We start from the raw sequence: 19,144 nt of genomic DNA on the forward strand, positions 1-19,144 counted from the left end.
ACCCGCTGCGCCGGGTGCTACATGAATACCGGCGGGGCCTTGCCTGCCTTTCTTTTTTCGAAACAGGTCCGCCGGTGCGTATTTCCGACGACATATCGCTTCAGGAATGGGAACTGACCGAACAGTTCACCCGTAGCTCGGGCCCCGGCGGGCAGAACGTGAACAAGGTCTCGTCCGCGGTCGAATTGCGGTTCGAGGCCGAGCGCTCGCCGTCACTGCCGCAGCCGGTCAAGAACCGCCTGAAACGGCTTGCCGGGCGCCGCTGGACGCAGGACGGCGCCATCGTGCTGCGGGTCGAGGATACCCGCAGCCAGGCGCGCAACCGCGAAATCGCCCGTGAAAGGCTGGTCGAGCTGATCCGGCAGGCTTTGGTGGCGCCCCGTCGCAGGATTGCCACGAAACCCAGCTACGGTAGCCGGCAGCGGCGCATGGACGCGAAAACGCGCCGCGGATCGGTAAAATCTTTGCGCGGCCGTGTTGACGACCCGGATATCTGAGCGAAGAGTGTGGATAAATCCAAGCACAACCCTAATTCTGGTTCATACAAAACAGATCCGCCTTCGAAGGCGGGCCAAAACGGGTCCGGGCAGTCCGACATGAAACAAAGCGCCGTCTCTTCGTTCCTGAATTACGTCGGGCCCGTTTTCAAGCGGCCCGAATTTCTGCAGGCCGCCGCCTTTTGCACGCGCGAAGGGGCGAAGGGCCCCGAAGTCCTGATGATCACCAGCCTGACCACCAAGCGCTGGATCGTGCCCAAGGGCTGGCCGATGGAAGGCCGCTCGCTGGCCGAGGCCGCGCAGCAGGAAGCGTGGGAAGAGGCAGGGGTCGAGGGGCGCATCGACGACGAGCCGCTGGGCAGTTACACCTACCGCAAGACGGTGCGCGGCGGCATTCCCGTCACCTGCCGCTGCTATGTCTACCGCCTGCGCGTGGACGCGCTGACCAAGACCTTCCCCGAGAAGGGCCGCCGCGAGCGGATCTGGATGTCGCCCGCCGCCGCAGCATCGGCCGTGGACGAGCCGGAACTGAAGGCGCTTTTGCGCGACCTCGGCAAGAATGGCGGTTGATGTAAGCCGGGCGCTTCTTTAGGGCCTTCGTGACACTTTTGTGACAGCCGGAGCCCGCGATGTCCTCGCCCGCCGACCTGAAAGCCGATCCCACCGCCAAGGGGATCAAGACCCTCGACAAGGACCTTGGCCGCATCGGCCTTCTGGAACAGGCGACGCTGTTCACCTCGCGCCCGCTGGTGGCGCCGGGCATCGCCATGGTGTTCATCGCCCTGGCCGGACTGGCCGCCGCGACGATCATGGGCGCGGGGACGGGAACCTGGGTCGTGGTGATCGCGGCCGCGATCGGCGCCTACATGGCGCTCAATATCGGCGCCAACGACGTGGCCAACAACATGGGCCCGGCGGTGGGCGCCAAGGCGGTGACGCTGGGCGGGGCGCTGCTGATCGCGGCGATCTGCGAAACGGCGGGGGCGCTTCTGGCCGGGGGCGATGTGGTCTCGACCGTCTCGCGCGGGATCGTGGCGCCGGAATCGGTGGCCGAACCCGCGATTTTCGTCTGGGCGATGATGGCCGCGCTGCTGGCGGGCGCGCTGTGGATCCATCTCGCCACCGCGATGGGCGCGCCCGTCTCGACCACGCATTCCATCGTCGGCGGGGTGATGGGCGCGGGTATCGCCGCGGCGGGCTTCGCGGCGGTGAACTGGAGCGTGATGGGCGCCATCGCCGCAAGCTGGGTGATCTCGCCCGTCATGGGCGGGGTGATCGCGGCCGGCTTCCTGGCGATCCTCAACAACCGCATCATCTATCGCGAGGACAAGATCGCCGCCGCCCGGACCTGGGTGCCGGTGCTGATCGGCGTGATGGGCGGCGTCTTTGCCACGTATATGGCAATGAAGGGCCTGAAGAAGCTGGTCCATCTGGGTCTGGGCGAATCGGTGCTGATCGGCGTCGCCGTGGCCATCCCGCTGGCGCTTCTGATGCGTCCGGTCATCGCGCGCCAGTCGCGCGGGCTGGAGAACCGCACCAAGTCGCTCAAGGCACTGTTCGCGATCCCGCTGGTCCTGTCGGCGGCGCTGCTGTCTTTCGCGCATGGGGCCAACGACGTGGCGAACGCCGTCGGTCCACTCGCGGCCATCGTGCATGCGGTGCAGGACGGCGCCTCGGGCGACCGGGTGCAGATCCCGTACTGGGTGATGATCACCGGCGCGGTGGGGCTGTCGGTCGGGCTGATGCTGTTCGGGCCGCGGCTGATCAATATCGTCGGCTCGGAAATCACCCGCCTCAACGCGATGCGTGCGTGGTGCGTGGCGCTGTCGGCGGCGGTTGTGGTGATCTTCGCCTCGTGGCTGGGCCTGCCGGTTTCGTCGACGCATATCGCCATCGGCGGGATCTTCGGCGTGGGCTTCTACCGCGAATGGTACCACGAGAAGATCCTCAAGGTGAATCGCGACCTCTCGACCCTGCCGGTCGAGGAGCGCACCCGCCGCAAGGTCGTGCGCCGCTCGCATATGATGACGATCCTCGCGGCCTGGGTCATTACCGTGCCGGCGACGGCGGCCCTGTCGGGCGGGCTGTTCTGGGCGGCGACGCTGCTCGCCGGGCTGCGCTGACGCGGACACCGCATGGTGCGTGACATCACGCACCCTACAAGCGCGACACTGTAGGGTGCGTGATTTCACGCACCGTTCCCGGCGCTTTCAGTCCCGGCCCAGATGCCGTTCGCCCCGCGCCTCGGCCAGCGCCACCTGTTTCTGCCGCTCGCGGAAGCGTTGGCGCCGTTCCTCGGTGAATTCACCCACGCAGTGATGGCATTGCACGCCCTCTTCGTAATCCGGGCGCGCAAGATCGGCGGGCTCCAGCGGGCGGCGGCAGGCATGGCACATCACATGGCCCGTCGGGGCCAGCCCGTGCCCCACCGCGACGCGCTGGTCGAAGACGAAACAGCCGCCCTGCCACTGGCTTTGATCCTTCGGCACCTCCTCGAGATATTTCAGGATCCCGCCCTTCAGGTGGAACACCTCGTGCACCCCCTGTTGCAGCAGGTAATTGGTGGATTTCTCGCAGCGGATGCCACCGGTGCAGAACATCGCGATCCGCTTATTGTGAAAGCGGTGCTTGTTGGCCTCCCACCAGGCGGGAAACTCGCCGAAACTGGACGTGCCGGGATCGACCGCGCCCGCGAAGCTGCCGATCGCCACCTCGTAATCGTTTCGGGTGTCGATCACCGCGACATCGGGCTGCGCGATCAGATCGTTCCAGTCGCGGGCCTCGACATAATGCCCGACGCGGGCGCGCGGATCGACATCGGGCTGGCCCATCGTCACGATCTCACGCTTCAGCCGCACCTTCATACGGCCGAAGGGCATCGCCTCGGCGTGGCTTTCCTTCCATTCGAGATCCGCGCAGCCCGGCAGCGCGCGGATATGCGCCAGCACCGCGTCGATCCCCGCGCGGCTTCCGGCAATGGTGCCGTTGATGCCTTCGGGCGCGAGCAGGAGCGAGCCTTTCACGCCCTCGGCGCAGGCGCGCCTTGCCAGCGGGCCTTTCAGCGCGGCCGGGTCGTCGAAACGGGTGAAATGATAGAGCGCGGCGATGGTCAGCATGGCCGGGCCATAGCGCCAATCGGCCCGCTCAGGCAAGGAAGCTTTCGGCCAGCCAGGCCAGCGTGACGAAGAACAGCGCCGATTTCAGCCAGAACATCAGCCGCGAGCCGCCCGGCCGGTCGCGCCCGAAATCCGGCAGCCAGCGGCCCGCGCCGAAGAACCCGGCCTCGGGATGGGGAACGGGCGGCTGGAACAGGGGCACGTCGCGCTTGCGCATCACCGGGATCAGCGCGGCGCCCGCCACGAAGCCGCCGATATGGGCCCAGAACGCGACCCGCACCTCGCCCGGCATCTGCGACAGGGCCGAGATCAGGTCGAGCGCCACGGTCAGCCCGACAAACAGCCCCGCCGGCACCAGGACCGGCACCCTGAGCGCCACCAGCACCAGCACCTTGGCGCGCGGATGCAGCAGCAGATAGGCCCCCATCAGCCCCGCGATCGCCCCCGAGGCGCCGATCACCGGCACCTGCGGCTGATCGGTGAACAGGGCCTCGGTCCCCGCACCCGCCATGCCGCACAGGATGAAGAAGAACGGAAAGCGCAGATGGCCCATCGCGTCCTCGATATTGTCGCCGAAGACCCACATCACCACGAGGTTGCCGATCAGGTGCAGCCATGTCGCGTGCAGGAACATGTAGCTGACCATCTGTCCCAGCATCTCGGCCGTTCCGCCCGGGGCCTTCGGTCCGCCCGCCAGGTGCAGCGTCGCCGGGGTGAAGGCGTAGTCGTACCACGGCACCTGCGCCACGAAGATCGCCAGGCACAGTGCCATCAGCGCCCAGTTGACGAAGGCGAAGCGGATATGGCGGATCGGGTTGTGATCGGCGAGGGGCAGCATCGGGCATCAATCCTGTCTGGACGGGGCGACAGGGGGCTGTCTGCCCCCTCTGGGCCTGCGGCCCATTCACCCCCGAGGATATTTGAGGAACAAAGACGGCGGGTTTTGTCCAGCCATCCCTGCGCCCGGGGCCGGAATACTTGACTCGGGCGCGGGGCGGGCGTATCTGCGAGCCAATTCCCCGGATGCCCCACGCGTCCGGTCCCTTCGCTTTTGCGGGGATCGCCATCCGTCAGCGCGTTGCGCCCACGGGTGCATGACCCCGTGCGTCCGCTGAGAGTTCCGAAAGGACCTGCCATGTTCGAGAACCTGTCCGAGCGCCTTGGTGGCGTCTTCGACCGCCTGACGAAGGCCGGTGCGCTGTCGGCGGAGGATGTCACCGCCGCGCTGCGCGAGGTGCGCGTGGCGCTTCTGGAGGCCGATGTCTCGCTGCCGGTGGCGCGCGATTTCGTCAAGCGGGTTCAGGGCAAGGCGACGGGCGCCGCGGTCACCAAGTCGGTGACGCCGGGCCAGCAGGTGGTGAAGATCGTCCATGACGAGCTGATCGCCACGCTGCGCGGCGACGAGGATCCCGGCAAGCTGAAGATCGACAACCCGCCCGCGCCGATCCTGATGGTCGGTCTGCAGGGCTCGGGCAAGACCACGACCACCGCCAAGCTGGCGCGCCGCCTGAAGGAGCGCGAGCACAAGCGCGTGCTGATGGCGTCGCTCGATACCAACCGTCCGGCGGCGATGGAGCAGCTGGCCATCCTCGGCGGGCAGATCGGCGTCGACACGCTGCCGATCGTCAAGGGCGAGAGCGCCGTGCAGATCGCCAGGCGCGCGAAATCGCAGGCGACGATGGGCGGCTATGACGTCTACCTGCTCGATACCGCCGGTCGTCTGCATATCGACGAAGTCCTCATGGACGAGGTTCAGGCCGTCCGCGACGCGGTCAGCCCGCGCGAGACGCTCCTTGTCGTCGATGGTCTGACCGGTCAGGATGCGGTCAACGTCGCCACCGAATTCGAGGGCAAGGTCGGCATCACCGGCGTCGTGCTCACGCGGATGGATGGCGACGGGCGCGGCGGTGCGGCGCTGTCGATGCGCGCGGTGACCGGCAAGCCCATCCGCTTCGTCGGTCTGGGCGAGAAGACCGACGCGCTGGAGACCTTCGAGGCCGAGCGTGTTGCGGGCCGCATTCTGGGCATGGGCGATATCGTCGCCCTGGTCGAGAAGGCGCAGCAGACGCTGGAGGCCGAGCAGGCCGAGCGCATGATGAAGCGCTTCCAGAAGGGTCAGTTCAACATGAACGACCTGAAGAGCCAGCTCGAGCAGATGCTGAAGATGGGCGGGATGCAATCGGTCATGGGCATGATGCCGGGCATGGCGAAGATGTCGAAACAGGCCGAGGCGGCCGGGTTCGACGACACGATGCTCAAGCGTCAGATCGCGCTGATCCAGTCGATGACCAAGAAGGAACGCGCCAATCCCGCGCTGTTGCAGGCGAGCCGCAAGAAGCGGATCGCGGCGGGTGCCGGGCTGGAAGTGTCCGAGCTGAACAAGCTTCTGAAAATGCAGCGGCAGATGGCCGATGTGATGAAGAAGATGGGCAAGGGCGGGATGCTGAAACAGGCGATGAAGTCGATGTTCGGCAAGGATACCGACATGGCCGAGATGCAAAAGCAGATGGCCGATCCCGAAACCATGAAAGCCGCCGCCAGCGCGATGCAGGGCGGCGCGATGCCGCGTGGCATGGGCGGTCTGCCCGGCATGGGAGGCATGGGCGGCCTTCCGGGCGGCCTGTCGGGCCTGGGCAAGAAGCGCTGAGCCGATGAACGAAGCCGCCACCCCCTTCGCGACCCCTGCCGTGCCGGTCCTCGTGACCGAACGGCTGGTGCTGTCCGCGCCGGTGCTGGCGGATTTCGAACACGCGGCGGCCTATCATGCCTCGGACCGCGCGGTCTGGGAGGGCGGGCCGCATCACCGCCACCACGCCTGGCGCATCTGGGCGGCGGATGTGGCGCTGTGGATGCTCAAGGGCTATGGTCCGTTCCGCGTCGCCGACCGCGAAACCGGCGACTGGGTGGGCGAGGTCGGCATCTATCACGGCGACGAATTCCCCGAGCCCGAGCTGGGCTGGATGGTCGCGCCGCAGGCCGAAGGGCGCGGCATCGCGCGCGAGGCTGCCGGTGCGGTGATGGACTGGGCGCGCAAGACCTTTGGCTGGGACGATATCGTCAACATCATCGACCCGAAGAACCAACGCTCGCTGGCGCTGGCCTTGCGGCTGGGCGGGCGCGTCGATGCGCGCCGCCCGGGGATCGACGCGGGCGACGTGGTGATCGTGCATGATCTCAGGGGGCGCGGATGAGTGTCAGCCTGACCGAAACCCCCGTCCTGACGACCGAGCGGCTGGTGCTGCGCGCGCCCGAAGCGGCGGACTGGCCGGCCTTCCTGGCCTTCATGCGTGACGAACGCTCGCGCTTCGTGCGGCCCGACGACCTGACCGAGGAAACCGCGTGGCGCGCCTTCGGCCATGTGATCGGCCATTGGGTGCTGCGCGGCTACGGCCAGTTCATCCTGACCGCCAAGGGTGACGGCAGCGCGCTGGGCGCCGCGGGGCCGTGGAACCCCGCGGGCTGGCCCGAGCCGGAGCTCGGCTGGACGATCTGGTCGCCCGAAGCCGAAGGCAAGAGCCTTGCCTTCGAGGCCGTCTCGGCGGTGCGGGCCTACGCGCGCGGCACGCTCGGCTGGGCGCGGCCGGTCAGCTACATTGACACCGCCAATGCCCGCTCGCAGGCGCTGGCGCGGCGGCTGGGCTGCGTGGTCGATGCCCGGGCCCCCGTGCCGGGCGACGAGGCCGCGCTGCAGGCCTGGCGTCACCCGGCGGAGGGCGCGGCATGACGCTTGCACGGGATTTCGCGCAGAGCTTCGACAGGCTGATCCCCCGGATCGAGACGCCGCGGCTGGTGCTGCGCGCGCCGCGCGCTTCCGATTTCGACGGGTTCGCGGCGTATCTGGGATCCGATCGGTCGCGCTTTACCGGCGGGCCGGTCGACCGCAACCAGGCCTGGCGCGCTTTCGGTCATATCGCCGGGCACTGGGTCTTCCGCGGCTATGGTGTCTTCGTCATCGAACACCGCGGAACGGGAAAGGCCATCGGCACATCGGGGCCGTGGTTTCCCGAAGGCTGGCCCGAGCCGGAGATCGCCTGGACCCTGTGGGAGACGGGTTTCGAGGGGCAGGGCCTTGCCGCCGAGGCCGCGCTCGCGGGGCGGGGCTGGGCCTACGAGGTGCTGGGCTGGACCACGGCGATCAGCCTGATCCTGGACGGCAATACCCGGTCCGAGGCGCTGGCGCAGCGGCTGGGCTGTGTCCGCGTGGGCGGCTTCACCCATGCCCAGTTCGGTCCGTCGGGCCTTTGGCGTCACCCCGCCGCCGATCGGCAGGGCGCCGGCATGGAGGCCTACGCATGATCATCGCCCCCAACATGTTCGCGCATGAGATGCCGGTTCCCGGCCCGGCGCGCGATCTGGCCGAGACAATCGCCGCCAGCCTGCCGATGCTGCGCACCGACCGGCTGCTTCTGCGGGCGCCCCGGCTCGAGGATTTCGCGCTTTACGCCGAGCTTCTGAGCGGCGCGCGCGGCGCGGGCTTCGGCGGTCCCCTGACGCGCGAGGCGGCGTGGGACGACTGGATGCGGATGGTCGGGCTGTGGCTGATGCGGGGCCACGGCGTCTGGACGGCCGAAACCCGGGCCTCGGATCTTGACCCGGCATTGCCCGCCGGACAGATCGCCGGTTTCGTGCTGATCGGCTTCGAGCCGGGTGACGAGGAGCCGGAACTGGGCTGGATCCTGGCCTCGGATTTCGAAGGGCGGGGGCTGGCGCAGGAAGCCGCGCAGGCGCTGCTGGACTATGTCCACGACACGCTGCATTTCACCTCGCTCGTCAGCTATATCGATCCCGACAATGCCCGCTCGCGCGATCTCGCGCGGCGGCTGGGCGCGCGGTTCGACGGGATGCTGGATGGCAGCGAGATCTGGCGCCACCTGCCCCCGCGACAGCCCGAGCGCGGGACGGGGGATGCCCGATGACCCCGCGTGACACCAAGCCCCCCATCCCGTCCGATGCCAGCCCGGAGGCCGCCATGACCGACGATACCGACCGCGCCGCCGCGCTGTTGCGCGAACACCGGGAGAGCATCGACCGTCTCGATGCGATCCTGGTCTACACGCTCGCCGAACGCTTCACCCACACCCAGGCGGTGGGACGGCTGAAGGCCGAGCACAGCCTGCCGCCCTCGGATCCGTCGCGCGAGGCGCGGCAGATCGAGCGGCTGGAATGGTTGGCCAAAGAGGCCGATCTCGACCCGGAATTCGCCAAGAAATTCCTCGGATTCATCATCTCGGAAGTGATCCGTCACCACGAGAAGTTGCAGAACTGATCCCCATCTTGGCCCCGGCCGCAGGCTGCGATCCCGGGGTCCCAACAGCCATCAATAGGAGATACACCCATGGCTACCAAAATCCGTCTCGCCCGTGGCGGCTCGAAAAAGCGCCCGTTCTACGCCATCGTCGTGGCCGACAGCCGCATGCCGCGCGACGGCCGCTTCCTGGAGAAGCTGGGCACCTATAACCCGCTTCTGCCCAAGGACAGCGAAGACCGCGTGAAAATGGATCTCGAGCGCGCGAAAGTGTGGCTCGACAAGGGCGCCGTCCCGACGGACCGCATCGTGCGCTTCCTCGAAGCGGCCGGTCTGCGCGAGAAGGCCACCCGCAACAACCCGCAGAAAGCCCAGCCCGGCAAGAAGGCGCAGGAACGCGCCAAGGCCCGCGCCGACAAGGCCGCCGCTGCCGAGGCTCCGGCCGAAGAGTAATCTTGCGCCAAGGGGGGGGCCGGGGGAGGGGTTTCGCCCTCGTCCGGAAGCCCTCCGGGCTTCAGCCCTCGCGCGACCGGGCGCGCCGCTTGCGCGGCGCGCCTTGCCCGTGACAGGGGGGGCGTGAGAAGAAGGATTGCGTCGTGAGGGCGCGGTCTTCGAGTATTTAGGGCAAAGTGAAAACAGGTTGCGGCGCGCTGCATCGGGGAGTTTGGGATGTCGGATCGGGTCTGTGTCGGGGCGATTGCCGGGGCCTTCGGGGTCAAGGGCGAGGTCCGGCTGAAGAGCTTCTGCGCCGAGCCCGAGGCGATCGGCGGCTACGGGCCGCTCTTCACCGAGGATGGCAGTCGGTCCTTCACCGTGAAGCTGGGCCGTCCCGTGCCCAACGGGCTGTCGGCGCGGCTGAGCGGCGTGGGCACGCGCGAGCAGGCCGAGGCGTTGCGCGGGACGCGGCTTTACGCCGGGCGCGACCAGTTGCCGTCGCTGCCCGATGACGAATTCTACCATGCCGATCTGATCGGCCTGACGGTGCTCGATACCGGTGGCACCACGCTGGGCCGGGTGAGCGCGGTGCTCAATCACGGCGCGGGCGATCTGCTGGAGATCCAGCGCCCGGGCAAGGGCAACGCGCTGTTGCCCTTCACGCGGGCGGTGGTGCCGACGGTCGACCTGGCCTCGGGCCGGATCATCGCCGATCCGCCCGAGGGGTTGCTGGAATGAGCCGCCCCGCGCCGACCGGGGGCAGGCCGTGAGCGGCGACCGCGACGCGCCGGGGCCCAAGCGCTCGCATGGCCGGGTCGCCGTCAGGCTCTCGGTGCAGCCCGAGGATCTGCTCAGCGGGCGCCCGCGGCTCAAGGGCGCCTGGACTGCCAAGATCATCACGCTGTTTCCCGCGGCCTTTCCCGGCGTGCTGGAACAGTCGCTGACCGGCAAGGCGCTGGAGCGCGGGCAATGGCGGCTGGAGACGATCGACCTGCGCCCCTTCGGCGAGGGCAAGCACCGTAATGTCGACGACACGCCCGCCGGCGGCGGCGCGGGCATGGTGCTGCGCGCCGACGTCGTGGCGAAGGCGCTCGACGAGGCGGATCACGGCACGCCCGGGCGGGCGCGCTGGCCGCTCGTCTATCTCTCGCCGCGCGGCCGGCCTTTCGATCAGGCGACGGCGCGGCGCTGGGCGCGGTGCGACGGCGTCACGCTGCTTTGCGGCCGGTTCGAGGGGGTCGACGAGCGGGTGCTCGATCATTACGGCATCGAAGAGGTCAGTCTTGGCGATTTCGTCCTGACCGGCGGCGAGATCGCCGCGCAGGCGATGATCGACGCAACCGTGCGGCTTTTGCCGGGCGTTCTGGGCAACGCGGCCTCGACCGAGGAGGAGAGCCATTCGAACGGCCTGCTCGAGCATCCGCAATACACCCGCCCGGCGGTCTGGGAAGGGCGCGAGATCCCGCCCGTCCTGCAATCGGGCAACCATGCCGAGATCGCCCGCTGGCGCCGGGAACAGGCCGAGCGGCTTACGCGCGCGCGGCGGCCCGATCTTTGGGCGCGCTATCGCGAAGGGCAGGGGGGCGACGGGCGAGAGGGCGACGGCTGACGCCGTTCAGCGCCAGGCGATACCGTTTTGCGCGTAGCATTCCTCGAGCGTCTCGAGCGCTGCGGTCGATCCGTTCAGGATCCATTGCCGTTCGTCATCGCCGTCGATGGCGGTGGTGATGTAATTTCCCGCCATGAGCTGATCGCGCAACTCGGCGCTCAGCGCGGTCGAGGCCCAGCCGCCGCGATGGATCTGGTAATCGCCCGGCGTTTCCGTGGCGTCGACGATCACCCGACCGGGCACCGCGCTGCCGAAGACCGGGCTGGGCGCCTGCGAGGTCGGGACATAGATCGCCCAGCCTTCGGGCAGGTCGGTGCGCCGCTCGATCAGCAGCGGGCCCGCCGATTGCAGCGGGATCGTTGCCCGGCAGCCGGTGAAGACCTGCGCACCGTGCAGCGATTCGATCAGCCAGTTGCGGGAATTGGCGTAGAAATCGCTCGAAATCGCGGGGTCGGTGGGGTCGGCGAAGGCGGGCGCCTGTGGCGATGCAAGCGCGGCGCAGAACAGGGCGGCGGTTGCAAGGGCTGGGATCGGGCGTTTCACGGAGCTCTCCGGTCAGGATCGGACGGGCAGATGGTGGCGGGAAATCCCCCGGGGTCAAGGGCGCGCAGATCGTCCGGGGAAGGGGATGCGCAATTTGCTCCGGGGAGACCCACCGGCAGGATCCCGCCCGCTGCTATGGCTCTTTTCGGCGCAGGCATTACCTGTCCGCGCGGGAATGGACAGGAGACGGATGTGCCGACACTCATCATCATCGGCGCCGGGACAGGGGTTTCGGCCGCCATCGCGCGCCGCTTCGGGCGCGAAGGCTACAGCGTCGGGCTGATTGCGCGCTCGCCCTCGTCGCTGGACCGGCTATGCGAGGGGCTCGAGGACGAAGGGATCACCGCCAGCGCCGAGCCTGCGGATGCGGGCGACCTGCCGGGGCTGAGCGAAGCGCTGGCGCGGCTGGCCGGGCGGCTGGGTGGCTGCGACGTGCTGGTGTGGAACGCCTCGGTCCAGCGGCCGGGAGGCCCGCTCGACACGCCGGTCGAGACGGTGCAGCGCGAATTGTCGGTGAACCTGCTCGGCGCGCTGCAAAGCGTGCAGCAGGTGGCGCCGGCGATGGTCGAGGCCGGGACGGGCGCGATCCTGTTCACCGGCGGCGGGCTGGCGCTGGAACCGTTCCCGGAATGGACCTCGCTGGCTTTGGGCAAGGCGGCTTTGCGCAGCCTGGGCCTGTCTTTGTACAAGGAACTGGCGCCCAAGGGCGTGCATGTCTCGGTCGTGGCGATCTGCGGCCATGTCGCGCCGGGCACGGCTTTCGATCCCGATACGATCGCGCAGGAATATTACCGGCTGGCGACCGCGCCCAAAGGGGTGAAGGACCGCGAGCTGATCCTCCAGCCGCAGGGCAGCGACGTCTATTACAACGACCCGAAGCGCAGGCACGCGATGACGACATTGCCGCCCGCGCATGTGCGTCTGGGCCGCTGAGCGCCGAAGGGCCGTTCCACCCCTTGTTTGCAAGGGCCGCGGCCCGTCGGGGCGCTATGTGAAGCGGGCTTGACCGGCGTGCGGCTTGCCCCTATACCGCGCCCGTCCGGGGGCGGAATCGTCCGCCGGGCCGTTTTCGTTTGGGCCCCACCATCGCCGGTGGAACCCGGTCCGGCGAGGGGATCACAGAACGACGACCGAAATCTCTGGCGGACGGCCCCCGATGGACGGGATGGCGGGATCCGGTGGCAGACCAGAGCTCTGGGGCGGCACAGACCTTCACGGAACAACCGTGAGCCATCATAGGAGAAGATCAGCATGAACCTGATCGCCGAAATCGAAGCCGAGCAGATCGCTGCTCTTGGCAAGACCATCCCTGATTTCAAGCCGGGCGACACCGTGCGCGTCGGCTACAAGGTGACCGAAGGCACGCGCTCGCGTGTGCAGATGTTCGAAGGCGTCTGCATTGCCCGTTCGGGCGGCCTGAACATCGGTGCCTCGTTCACCGTCCGCAAGATCTCGTTCGGCGAAGGCGTCGAGCGTATGTTCCCGCTCTACTCGACCAACATCGATTCGATCGAGGTCGTTCGCCGCGGTAAGGTCCGTCGCGCCAAGCTCTACTACCTGCGTGAGCGTCGCGGCAAATCGGCCCGTATCGCCGAAAAGACCAACTACCGTCCGCTGGCCGACAAGTAAGGAGCGCGAGCATGAAATCCTCGATCCATCCCGATTACCACCTGATCAACGTCAAGCTGGTCGACGGCACCGTGGTGCAGATGAAATCGACCTGGGGCGCCGAAGGCGATTCGATCGCTCTGGACATCGATCCGTCGGTGCACCCCGCCTGGACCGGCGGCACCTCGCGCCTGATGGATACCGGCGGCCGCGTGTCGAAGTTCAAGAACAAATACGCCGGCCTCGGGTTCTGAGCCGCCGCGTATCGCAGAATGCCGGAAACGCCGCTACATCCGTAGCGGCGTTTTCCTTTTGACGGCACACCAAGGCCTGCATGTTTCTCGATACCGCCATTCTTGGAACTATCCTGATCGCGCTGGGCCTGCTGTGGCTGCCGGGCCTGCGCGGGGCGACGACATGGCGCGCCATGGTGACGCCGCTGGCCTCGATCATCGGCTCGGGCTTTCTGGTGCTGGGGCCGCTTCTGAACCATGCGTACGGGCTCTGGGGGCCGTTTGTGATGGGCGCGCTGTGTCTTGTCGCCTGGGGCTTCGGTGCCGCGATCCGCGACAATATCCGCGCCATCGACAGTGACGGACAGGCCGGTGCGGCCTGGGCCGAGAATACCGCCTCGGCGCTTCTGGGTTTCGCCTATATGGTCTCGGTCGCCTATTACCTGAACCTGCTGGGCAGTTTCGCGGTCTCGCTTCTGCCGTTCCAGTCGCAGCTTCTGGCGCGCGCCATCACGACCGCGGTCTACGCGGTCATCCTGATCGTCGGCTGGACGCGGGGTTTCGCGGTGCTCGAACGGATGGAATATGCCTCGGTCGCGCTGAAACTGGCGATCATCGCCGGGCTTCTGTTGGCACTGGGCGTCTATCTGGGACAGGCATTGGACGGCGATGCGCTGGTCTTCACCGACCCGACCGAGACCGGCTGGCCCGCGCTGACACTGGCTTTCGGCATGATCGTCACGGTGCAAGGCTTCGAGACCTCGCGCTATCTGGGCGGGGAATACGACGCGCGGACCCGCATCCGCTCGATGCGCAATGCCCAGCTTCTGGCGACGGCAATCTACCTCGTTTACATCGCGCTGGTCACCTATACGTTCAGCCCCGCCCCGCAGGAGCTGAGCGAAACCGCCATTGTCGGCATGATGGGGGTGATTTCCCCCGTTCTGCCGGTGGTGCTGGTTGCCGCCGCTTTGGCCGCGCAATTCTCGGCGGCGGTCGCCGATACCGGCGGTTCGGGCGGGCTGTTGCAGGAACTGAGCCGCAGGCGCGTCAGCCAGAAACAGGCCTACGCGCTGACGGTGGCGGTGGGGCTGGCGCTGACATGGGCGGCGGATGTGTTCGACATCATCGCCTATGCCTCGCGCGCGTTTGCCGCCTATTACGCGGTACAATCCGCGCTGGCCGCGTGGCGGTGCCGTCGTGCGCGCCCGGCCCGCGCGGGGCTCTATGGCCTGCTGTCGCTTCTGGGTCTTGCCATCGTGATCTTCGGCCGCGCGATCGAATAGGGCGCTGCGCCGACACGCATACAACACCCGGGAAAGAAACGCCCGCAGGCCCTTTTCCCCCACCGCCCGCCGCTCTAAACAGGCGCTCCGATCCCGGCTGGCCATGCCCCGGGCGACGGCACCCAAACAGAGCAGGATGAACACCGTGGCGCATGTCATCGTCACCGGAAACGAAAAGGGCGGGTCGGGGAAATCCACCACCGCCATGCATATCGCCACGGCGCTGGCCCGCATGGGCTTTCGCGTCGGCGCGCTTGATCTCGACGTCCGGCAACGCACCTTCGGGCGCTATATCGAGAACCGCAGCGAGTATTGCGCGCGGCAGGGCATCACCCTGCCCAGCCCGACCTACCGGCTGTTGCCCGAGATCGACCCCGCCACCGTGCCGCCGGGCGAAAGCGTGACCGATTACCAGCTTTCGGCGGCGCTGAACGAGCTGGAGGAAAGCAGCGATTTCATCCTGATCGACTGCCCCGGCAGCCATACGCGCCTGAGCCAGGTGGCGCATTCGCTGGCCGATACGCTGGTCACGCCGATGAACGACAGCTTCATCGATTTCGACCTGCTCGCGCGGATCGATTCCTCGACCAACGAGGTGCTGGGCCCGTCGATCTATTCGGAAATGGTATGGAAAGCCCGGCAGCTGCGCACGCAGGCCGGGCTGAAGCCGATGGACTGGCTGGTGCTGCGCAACCGTCTGGGGGCTCAGCAGATGCACAACAAGCGCCGGGTTGGCGAGGCGCTCACCGCGCTGTCGAAGCGGATCGGCTTCCGCGTGGCGCCCGGTTTTTCCGAGCGGGTGATCTTCCGCGAGCTGTTCCCGCGGGGCCTGACGCTGCTGGATCTTCGCGATACCGGCGTCGAGCAGATGAATATCTCGAACATCGCCGCGCGTCAGGAACTCAGGGATCTCCTGACCACGCTGCGCCTGCCCGGCGTGACGGTCAATGTCTGAAGAAGCGCTTTTCCGGCAGCGTGCTGGGAAGCTGGCGGTGCAGCTCTGCAAGGCGCTCGTTCACGCGTGATTCCTCGTCGCCGAACAGGGTCATCGGGAATTTCACGGCATGGCCAAAGAGATCGAGGGCAACTTTCTGCAGGGCGGACATCACAGCAATCCTTCTGGGTTCTGGTATGATTAAGGAAGCCGTCGGTTTGTGGCGCGATTGTGGCTGGAACGTGGGATTTTGCGGAAAACAACGCAAAATGCTTGTCGTTCTGCGAGAATGCGTTGCAATTTGCAAAGATTGAACCGCTTTGCGGGATGGGTTAGAGAATGAAGGGTGAACATTCACCCTGCGTTGTCGAGCCGAGTCGCCCATGCTCTCCCTTGTCTGGTTCCGCCGCGATCTGCGGGTACACGACCATCCCGCGCTGAGCCGTGCCGCCGCCGAGGGGCCGGTCCTGCCGGTCTATGTGGTCGATCCGGTCCTTTTGGCCCCCGATGAGACGTCCGAGCGGCATATCGCCTTCCTGGGGGAAAGCCTGCGCGGGCTGAACGAGGATCTGGCGGTGCTGGGTCAGCCTCTGGTCCTGCGCGTGGGCGACAGTCTCGAGGTGCTGGCGCGGCTCGTGGCCAAGCACCGCGTGACCCGTATCGTCACGCATGCCGAAACCGGCAGCCGGGCCGCGCGCGCGCTGGTGGCGCAGGTCGGGGACTGGGCGCGGGGGCGCGGGCTCGACTGGCTGGTGCTGCCCGAAACCGGCGCGCAACCCTGTACCGCCCCGGCGCTGCAACCTGTAACCGAAGGCACCGGCGTTCTGCCCGGCGCCCGCGCGCTGGGCTTCACCGCAAGCCCCTGTCCCTTCCGCCAGCCCGGCGGACGCGAGGCGGGGTTGCAGATGCTCGAGACCTATCTGGCCGTGCGCGGGCAGGGCCTGCCGCCTGCCCGTGCCACCGCGCCCGAGGCCGAGCGGTCGGGCGCGCGCCTGTCGCCCTATCTGGCTTTCGGCGTGCTGTCCGCGGGCGAGATCCGCGCCGCCATCGCCCGTCTGCGTGACACGCCTGGTGCCGCGCCCGAACGCCTTTCCGCCGCGCGCCTGCTCACGGCCCAGCTCAAACGCCGCGACACCGCCCGCACGGCCCCCTTGGCCGAGCCCGAGGGCGCGCCCGCCACCGGTGCCTGGGCGCGGGGGGAAACGGGCCTGCCGTTTCTCGACGCGGCGATGCGGGCGCTGATCGCCAGCGGCTGGCTCGACCACCGCTCGCGCGGGCTTCTGGCGGCGGCGGGAATGCAGCTTCACGGTCTGGGCGCCGCCGGGGTGGGGCGCCATCTGGCGCGGCTGTCGACCGATCACGACCCGGCAATCCTGTGGCGCGAAATGGCGCGGGCGGGGCAGGGGCCGATCCTTGATCCGGTGGCAACGGGGCGCAAGCTCGACCCGACGGGCGCCTTCATCCGTCGCTGGCTGCCCGAACTGAAACCCGTGCCCGATGCCCATCTGCACACACCGTGGTTCTGGCCCGAGGCCCGGCGCGCGCTGGCGGGGCGTTATCCTGAACCGGTGCTCGACCCCGCCTGCGCCGCGCGCGAGGCGCGCGCACTCAGGGCGCGGATGGCGCCGGGGCGGGGCCGGACCGGCAGCCGCGCGATGCCCTGCGACGACCCGCTGATCGAGGGCGGCTTCCGCGCCGCACGCGGCCCGCAGATGACACTGGATCTGTGATGGCGAAGATGCGCCGCAAGGGGGATCTGCCGGTCAAAACCTGCGCGCAATGCGGCCGGCCGATGGTCTGGCGCAAGGCCTGGGCGAAGACATGGGACGAGGTGAAATACTGCTCGGACCGCTGCCGGGCCGAAGCCCGGTCGCGACGCGGAAAGCCCGAGGCCGGAACGCCCGGGGACAGGCGGTCCTAAGCCCCGACATACCGGGCCAGTTTGCCCAGCGTCTGCTGTCCCAACGCGACCGCGCCCATGGCCTTGGCCCCCTCGCACTCCTCGCGCGAGGCAAAGATCATTCCCAGCATAACCCGCGTGCCGCTGCCTTCGGGCGTGAAGGTGACGGACGCATCGGCATGTTTCGGCCCGTCCTCGCCCCAATGCAGCGTGTAGTCGATGCGCCGGGGCCAGTCATGCAGGCTGTATTTGTGGTGATTGGGAAAGACCGTGCCATCGGGTGCGATCATGTCGAACACCCATTCCCCGCCCTCACGCAGGTCGATGCGGCGCGTGCGGCAGGAAAAGCCGTCCGGTCCCCACCATTCCGGCAGCGCCTGCGGGTCGGTCCACGCCTGCCATAGCGCCTCGATCGGCGCGGCGATCACGCGGTCCAGCACCATCGTTCGCTGCGCCACGTCGACAAGGTTGTCCAGACCCGCAGCGAAGCCCTGCACATAGCCCTGTTCCATGTCCTCGGCCAGCGAGGTCAGCTGCACGGTCAGCCTCAGCGCCGCGCCGTCGCCATGCGCCGCGATTTCGGCGGTGACCAGCGCGGCGGACAGCGTTGTGCCCCCGGCGGACAGGATCTCGGTATTGGTGGAGCGACGGGCGGGCTCCATGGTCAGCCAGCGGAACGCGCAGCGAATGTCGGGCTGGCCCTCGGCGCGGCAGATCGACACTTCCTCGCCGCCGATGACGGACTCCGCTTTCAGGTACTCGACCGTCACGGCGGGCGAGGGGGCGGACCAGATCGCGCGCGCCTGCGGGTCGGTCCAGGCCCGCCACAGCGCGGCGGGCGGCGCGGCGCTTTCGCGGTCGAAGACCAGCGTGGCGAAACGGGTGGTCATTGGCCCGCCAATCCCTGCGCATAGGCTTCAAGCTGCGTGGCGACCGTGCCCCAGCCTTCGGAGAATCCCATCTCCTCATGGCTTTTCGCCGCGTCGGGCGAACGGTGCCGAGCGATGGCGGTATAGGTCGTCTTGCCCTCGCCCGCGTCTTCGAAGGTGACAATGGCGGTCATGAAGGGCTCGGGCGCGGGTTTCCAGCCTTCGGAATAACCATCGGTGAAAACCAGTTTCCGGCCCTCGATCACTTCCAGAAAAACGCCGTTATTGGCGATCTCGTTGCCATCGACCTCGAACGTGGTGTTGAACTTTCCCCCGGTTCGCAGGTCGATCTCGCAGGCGGTGATGCGGTGCGGCCTGGGAATGAACCAGTGCGGCACGTGCTCGGGACGGGTCCAGCATTCCCATAGCAGCGCGCGGGGGGCGTTCAGCGTGCGCGTCAGGATCAGGTCGGTCGCGGGGTCGATAGAGACGTCAGTCACGGGATTTCTCCTCCATCAGGCGGTTAACGTAGTCTTCCAGACGGTCGAGCCGCCCTTCCCACAGCGCGCGCTGCTCATCGAGCCAGCCGCGCACCGGGGCAAACGCCTCGGGCACGATGGCGCAGGTGCGCACGCGCCCGTCCTTGCGGGTTTCGATCAGCCCCGCCGCTTCCAGCTTACGCAGATGTCCCATGAGCGAGGGCAGCGCCATGTCGAAAGGCTGCGCCAGATCGCTCACGCTCTGCGGTCCGCGCGCCAGGGCCGACAGGATCGCGCGGCGGGTCGGATCGGCCAGCGCCTGAAACAGCGTATCGAGGCGCGGCTCGGCGCTCATGCGCTAGGCGTTCCTTGCGGCATCGGGTTTCTCTT

Annotated in this window: 26 protein-coding genes; 19 read left to right on the top strand and 7 right to left on the bottom strand. The window is 67.9% G+C overall.

Annotated elements, in window-relative coordinates; translation table 11 throughout:
- Positions 1-74 precede the first annotated feature (74 nt).
- The 3 genes from arfB (at position 75) to C4N9_RS17040 (ending at position 2,620) form a co-directional block, all read left to right on the top strand.
- Positions 75-497: an alternative ribosome rescue aminoacyl-tRNA hydrolase ArfB gene (arfB, locus tag C4N9_RS17030; RefSeq protein ID WP_245902598.1), complete on the top strand. Its 423-nt coding sequence runs from the start codon at positions 75-77 to the stop codon at positions 495-497.
- Positions 498-596: 99 nt separating this feature from the next.
- Positions 597-1,067: an NUDIX hydrolase gene (locus C4N9_RS17035; RefSeq protein ID WP_109534555.1), complete on the top strand. Its 471-nt coding sequence runs from the start codon at positions 597-599 to the stop codon at positions 1,065-1,067.
- 59 nt (positions 1,068-1,126) lie between these two features.
- The gene (locus C4N9_RS17040) at positions 1,127-2,620 is read left to right on the top strand and encodes an inorganic phosphate transporter (protein WP_109534556.1); all 1,494 of its coding nucleotides are present in this window, start codon (positions 1,127-1,129) and stop codon (positions 2,618-2,620) included.
- Between the two features lie 87 nt (positions 2,621-2,707).
- On the opposite strand, the gene trhO is transcribed toward C4N9_RS17040, so the two are convergent.
- Positions 2,708-3,613 (bottom strand): oxygen-dependent tRNA uridine(34) hydroxylase TrhO, encoded by a 906-nt coding sequence (gene trhO, locus C4N9_RS17045; protein ID WP_109534557.1) that lies wholly within the window; start codon positions 3,611-3,613, stop codon positions 2,708-2,710.
- 28 nt (positions 3,614-3,641) lie between these two features.
- Positions 3,642-4,451, bottom strand: a complete 810-nt coding sequence (locus C4N9_RS17050) for a rhomboid family intramembrane serine protease (protein WP_109534558.1) — start codon at positions 4,449-4,451, stop codon at positions 3,642-3,644.
- A 297-nt stretch (positions 4,452-4,748) separates the two neighbouring features.
- Here C4N9_RS17050 and ffh point away from each other — a divergent pair, with 297 nt between their 5' ends.
- From ffh to trmD, 9 genes are all read left to right on the top strand, one after another.
- Positions 4,749-6,260 (top strand): signal recognition particle protein, encoded by a 1,512-nt coding sequence (gene ffh / locus C4N9_RS17055; RefSeq protein ID WP_109534559.1) that lies wholly within the window; start codon positions 4,749-4,751, stop codon positions 6,258-6,260.
- Between the two features lie 4 nt (positions 6,261-6,264).
- On the top strand, positions 6,265-6,804 hold the full coding sequence (locus C4N9_RS17060) for a GNAT family N-acetyltransferase (RefSeq protein ID WP_109534560.1): 540 nt from the start codon (positions 6,265-6,267) through the stop codon (positions 6,802-6,804).
- Positions 6,801-7,337 (top strand): GNAT family N-acetyltransferase, encoded by a 537-nt coding sequence (locus C4N9_RS17065; protein ID WP_109534561.1) that lies wholly within the window; start codon positions 6,801-6,803, stop codon positions 7,335-7,337. Before C4N9_RS17060 ends, C4N9_RS17065 begins: the two co-directional genes overlap by 4 nt.
- Entirely contained in the window at positions 7,334-7,909 is a 576-nt protein-coding gene (locus tag C4N9_RS17070) for a GNAT family N-acetyltransferase (RefSeq protein ID WP_109534562.1), read from the top strand. Before C4N9_RS17065 ends, C4N9_RS17070 begins: the two co-directional genes overlap by 4 nt.
- The gene (locus tag C4N9_RS17075; RefSeq protein ID WP_245902599.1) at positions 7,906-8,529 is read left to right on the top strand and encodes a GNAT family N-acetyltransferase; all 624 of its coding nucleotides are present in this window, start codon (positions 7,906-7,908) and stop codon (positions 8,527-8,529) included. The genes C4N9_RS17070 and C4N9_RS17075 overlap by 4 nt, the downstream gene beginning before the upstream one ends.
- A gap of 53 nt (positions 8,530-8,582) precedes the next feature.
- Entirely contained in the window at positions 8,583-8,879 is a 297-nt protein-coding gene (locus tag C4N9_RS17080) for a chorismate mutase (protein WP_109534563.1), read from the top strand.
- A 69-nt stretch (positions 8,880-8,948) separates the two neighbouring features.
- Entirely contained in the window at positions 8,949-9,311 is a 363-nt protein-coding gene (gene rpsP / locus C4N9_RS17085) for a 30S ribosomal protein S16 (protein ID WP_109534564.1), read from the top strand.
- 216 nt (positions 9,312-9,527) lie between these two features.
- Entirely contained in the window at positions 9,528-10,031 is a 504-nt protein-coding gene (rimM, locus tag C4N9_RS17090; protein ID WP_109534565.1) for a ribosome maturation factor RimM, read from the top strand.
- A 28-nt stretch (positions 10,032-10,059) separates the two neighbouring features.
- Positions 10,060-10,902: a tRNA (guanosine(37)-N1)-methyltransferase TrmD gene (gene trmD / locus C4N9_RS17095; protein WP_109534566.1), complete on the top strand. Its 843-nt coding sequence runs from the start codon at positions 10,060-10,062 to the stop codon at positions 10,900-10,902.
- A 6-nt stretch (positions 10,903-10,908) separates the two neighbouring features.
- Here trmD and C4N9_RS21965 read toward each other — a convergent pair whose 3' ends face one another.
- On the bottom strand, positions 10,909-11,445 hold the full coding sequence (locus C4N9_RS21965; RefSeq protein ID WP_168192272.1) for a hypothetical protein: 537 nt from the start codon (positions 11,443-11,445) through the stop codon (positions 10,909-10,911).
- Between the two features lie 192 nt (positions 11,446-11,637).
- Here C4N9_RS21965 and C4N9_RS21970 point away from each other — a divergent pair, with 192 nt between their 5' ends.
- The 5 genes from C4N9_RS21970 (at position 11,638) to C4N9_RS17125 (ending at position 15,527) form a co-directional block, all read left to right on the top strand.
- Positions 11,638-12,378 carry an SDR family oxidoreductase gene (locus C4N9_RS21970; protein WP_168192273.1) on the top strand — a complete coding sequence of 247 codons (741 nt, stop codon included), beginning with the start codon at positions 11,638-11,640 and terminating at the stop codon, positions 12,376-12,378.
- 318 nt (positions 12,379-12,696) lie between these two features.
- Complete coding sequence (gene rplS / locus C4N9_RS17110; protein ID WP_109534569.1) at positions 12,697-13,074, top strand: 50S ribosomal protein L19; 378 nt, start codon at positions 12,697-12,699, stop codon at positions 13,072-13,074.
- Positions 13,075-13,085: 11 nt separating this feature from the next.
- On the top strand, positions 13,086-13,307 hold the full coding sequence (gene rpmE / locus C4N9_RS17115; RefSeq protein WP_109534570.1) for a 50S ribosomal protein L31: 222 nt from the start codon (positions 13,086-13,088) through the stop codon (positions 13,305-13,307).
- 80 nt (positions 13,308-13,387) lie between these two features.
- Positions 13,388-14,572 (top strand): APC family permease, encoded by a 1,185-nt coding sequence (locus C4N9_RS17120; RefSeq protein ID WP_109534571.1) that lies wholly within the window; start codon positions 13,388-13,390, stop codon positions 14,570-14,572.
- A 145-nt stretch (positions 14,573-14,717) separates the two neighbouring features.
- Positions 14,718-15,527, top strand: coding sequence for a division plane positioning ATPase MipZ (locus C4N9_RS17125; protein WP_109534662.1), 810 nt, complete (start codon positions 14,718-14,720; stop codon positions 15,525-15,527).
- Here the strand turns inward: C4N9_RS17125 and C4N9_RS21975 are convergent.
- Positions 15,517-15,678, bottom strand: a complete 162-nt coding sequence (locus tag C4N9_RS21975; RefSeq protein ID WP_168192274.1) for a hypothetical protein — start codon at positions 15,676-15,678, stop codon at positions 15,517-15,519. The two genes, C4N9_RS17125 and C4N9_RS21975, sit on opposite strands and share 11 nt — an antisense overlap.
- A 211-nt stretch (positions 15,679-15,889) precedes the next feature.
- Between C4N9_RS21975 and C4N9_RS17130 the strand changes: the two genes are divergently transcribed.
- Positions 15,890-17,236 (top strand): FAD-binding domain-containing protein, encoded by a 1,347-nt coding sequence (locus C4N9_RS17130; RefSeq protein WP_109534572.1) that lies wholly within the window; start codon positions 15,890-15,892, stop codon positions 17,234-17,236.
- A gap of 8 nt (positions 17,237-17,244) precedes the next feature.
- Complete coding sequence (locus C4N9_RS17135) at positions 17,245-17,427, top strand: DUF2256 domain-containing protein (RefSeq protein WP_342748828.1); 183 nt, start codon at positions 17,245-17,247, stop codon at positions 17,425-17,427.
- Here the strand turns inward: C4N9_RS17135 and C4N9_RS17140 are convergent.
- Genes C4N9_RS17140 through C4N9_RS17150 form a run of 3 tightly spaced genes read right to left on the bottom strand, consistent with a single transcriptional unit; the run spans position 17,424 to position 19,109 of the window.
- Positions 17,424-18,296 (bottom strand): SRPBCC domain-containing protein, encoded by an 873-nt coding sequence (locus tag C4N9_RS17140; protein WP_109534574.1) that lies wholly within the window; start codon positions 18,294-18,296, stop codon positions 17,424-17,426. The two genes, C4N9_RS17135 and C4N9_RS17140, sit on opposite strands and share 4 nt — an antisense overlap.
- Positions 18,293-18,775 (bottom strand): SRPBCC family protein, encoded by a 483-nt coding sequence (locus C4N9_RS17145; protein WP_109534575.1) that lies wholly within the window; start codon positions 18,773-18,775, stop codon positions 18,293-18,295. The genes C4N9_RS17140 and C4N9_RS17145 overlap by 4 nt, the downstream gene beginning before the upstream one ends.
- Positions 18,768-19,109: an ArsR/SmtB family transcription factor gene (locus C4N9_RS17150; protein WP_109534576.1), complete on the bottom strand. Its 342-nt coding sequence runs from the start codon at positions 19,107-19,109 to the stop codon at positions 18,768-18,770. The genes C4N9_RS17145 and C4N9_RS17150 overlap by 8 nt, the downstream gene beginning before the upstream one ends.
- Positions 19,110-19,144 lie beyond the last annotated feature (35 nt).

This window comes from Pararhodobacter marinus (genome assembly GCF_003122215.1).
In the GTDB taxonomy this organism is placed as follows: Bacteria; Pseudomonadota; Alphaproteobacteria; order Rhodobacterales; family Rhodobacteraceae; genus Pararhodobacter; species Pararhodobacter marinus.

What these genes read in the sequence shown, in the direction of transcription:
- C4N9_RS17035 (WP_109534555.1), top strand. Translation starts at nt 597, where the DNA reads ATGAAACAAAGCGCCGTCTCTTCGTTCCTGAATTACGTCGGGCCCGTT.
- C4N9_RS17040 (WP_109534556.1), top strand. Translation starts at nt 1,127, where the DNA reads ATGTCCTCGCCCGCCGACCTGAAAGCCGATCCCACCGCCAAGGGGATC.
- trhO (WP_109534557.1), bottom strand. Translation starts at nt 3,613, where the DNA reads ATGCTGACCATCGCCGCGCTCTATCATTTCACCCGTTTCGACGACCCG.
- C4N9_RS17050 (WP_109534558.1), bottom strand. Translation starts at nt 4,451, where the DNA reads ATGCTGCCCCTCGCCGATCACAACCCGATCCGCCATATCCGCTTCGCC.
- ffh (WP_109534559.1), top strand. Translation starts at nt 4,749, where the DNA reads ATGTTCGAGAACCTGTCCGAGCGCCTTGGTGGCGTCTTCGACCGCCTG.
- C4N9_RS17060 (WP_109534560.1), top strand. Translation starts at nt 6,265, where the DNA reads ATGAACGAAGCCGCCACCCCCTTCGCGACCCCTGCCGTGCCGGTCCTC.
- C4N9_RS17065 (WP_109534561.1), top strand. Translation starts at nt 6,801, where the DNA reads ATGAGTGTCAGCCTGACCGAAACCCCCGTCCTGACGACCGAGCGGCTG.
- C4N9_RS17070 (WP_109534562.1), top strand. Translation starts at nt 7,334, where the DNA reads ATGACGCTTGCACGGGATTTCGCGCAGAGCTTCGACAGGCTGATCCCC.
- C4N9_RS17075 (WP_245902599.1), top strand. Translation starts at nt 7,906, where the DNA reads ATGATCATCGCCCCCAACATGTTCGCGCATGAGATGCCGGTTCCCGGC.
- C4N9_RS17080 (WP_109534563.1), top strand. Translation starts at nt 8,583, where the DNA reads ATGACCGACGATACCGACCGCGCCGCCGCGCTGTTGCGCGAACACCGG.
- rpsP (WP_109534564.1), top strand. Translation starts at nt 8,949, where the DNA reads ATGGCTACCAAAATCCGTCTCGCCCGTGGCGGCTCGAAAAAGCGCCCG.
- rimM (WP_109534565.1), top strand. Translation starts at nt 9,528, where the DNA reads ATGTCGGATCGGGTCTGTGTCGGGGCGATTGCCGGGGCCTTCGGGGTC.
- rplS (WP_109534569.1), top strand. Translation starts at nt 12,697, where the DNA reads ATGAACCTGATCGCCGAAATCGAAGCCGAGCAGATCGCTGCTCTTGGC.
- rpmE (WP_109534570.1), top strand. Translation starts at nt 13,086, where the DNA reads ATGAAATCCTCGATCCATCCCGATTACCACCTGATCAACGTCAAGCTG.
- C4N9_RS17120 (WP_109534571.1), top strand. Translation starts at nt 13,388, where the DNA reads ATGTTTCTCGATACCGCCATTCTTGGAACTATCCTGATCGCGCTGGGC.
- C4N9_RS21975 (WP_168192274.1), bottom strand. Translation starts at nt 15,678, where the DNA reads ATGTCCGCCCTGCAGAAAGTTGCCCTCGATCTCTTTGGCCATGCCGTG.
- C4N9_RS17130 (WP_109534572.1), top strand. Translation starts at nt 15,890, where the DNA reads ATGCTCTCCCTTGTCTGGTTCCGCCGCGATCTGCGGGTACACGACCAT.
- C4N9_RS17135 (WP_342748828.1), top strand. Translation starts at nt 17,245, where the DNA reads ATGCGCCGCAAGGGGGATCTGCCGGTCAAAACCTGCGCGCAATGCGGC.
- C4N9_RS17140 (WP_109534574.1), bottom strand. Translation starts at nt 18,296, where the DNA reads ATGACCACCCGTTTCGCCACGCTGGTCTTCGACCGCGAAAGCGCCGCG.
- C4N9_RS17150 (WP_109534576.1), bottom strand. Translation starts at nt 19,109, where the DNA reads ATGAGCGCCGAGCCGCGCCTCGATACGCTGTTTCAGGCGCTGGCCGAT.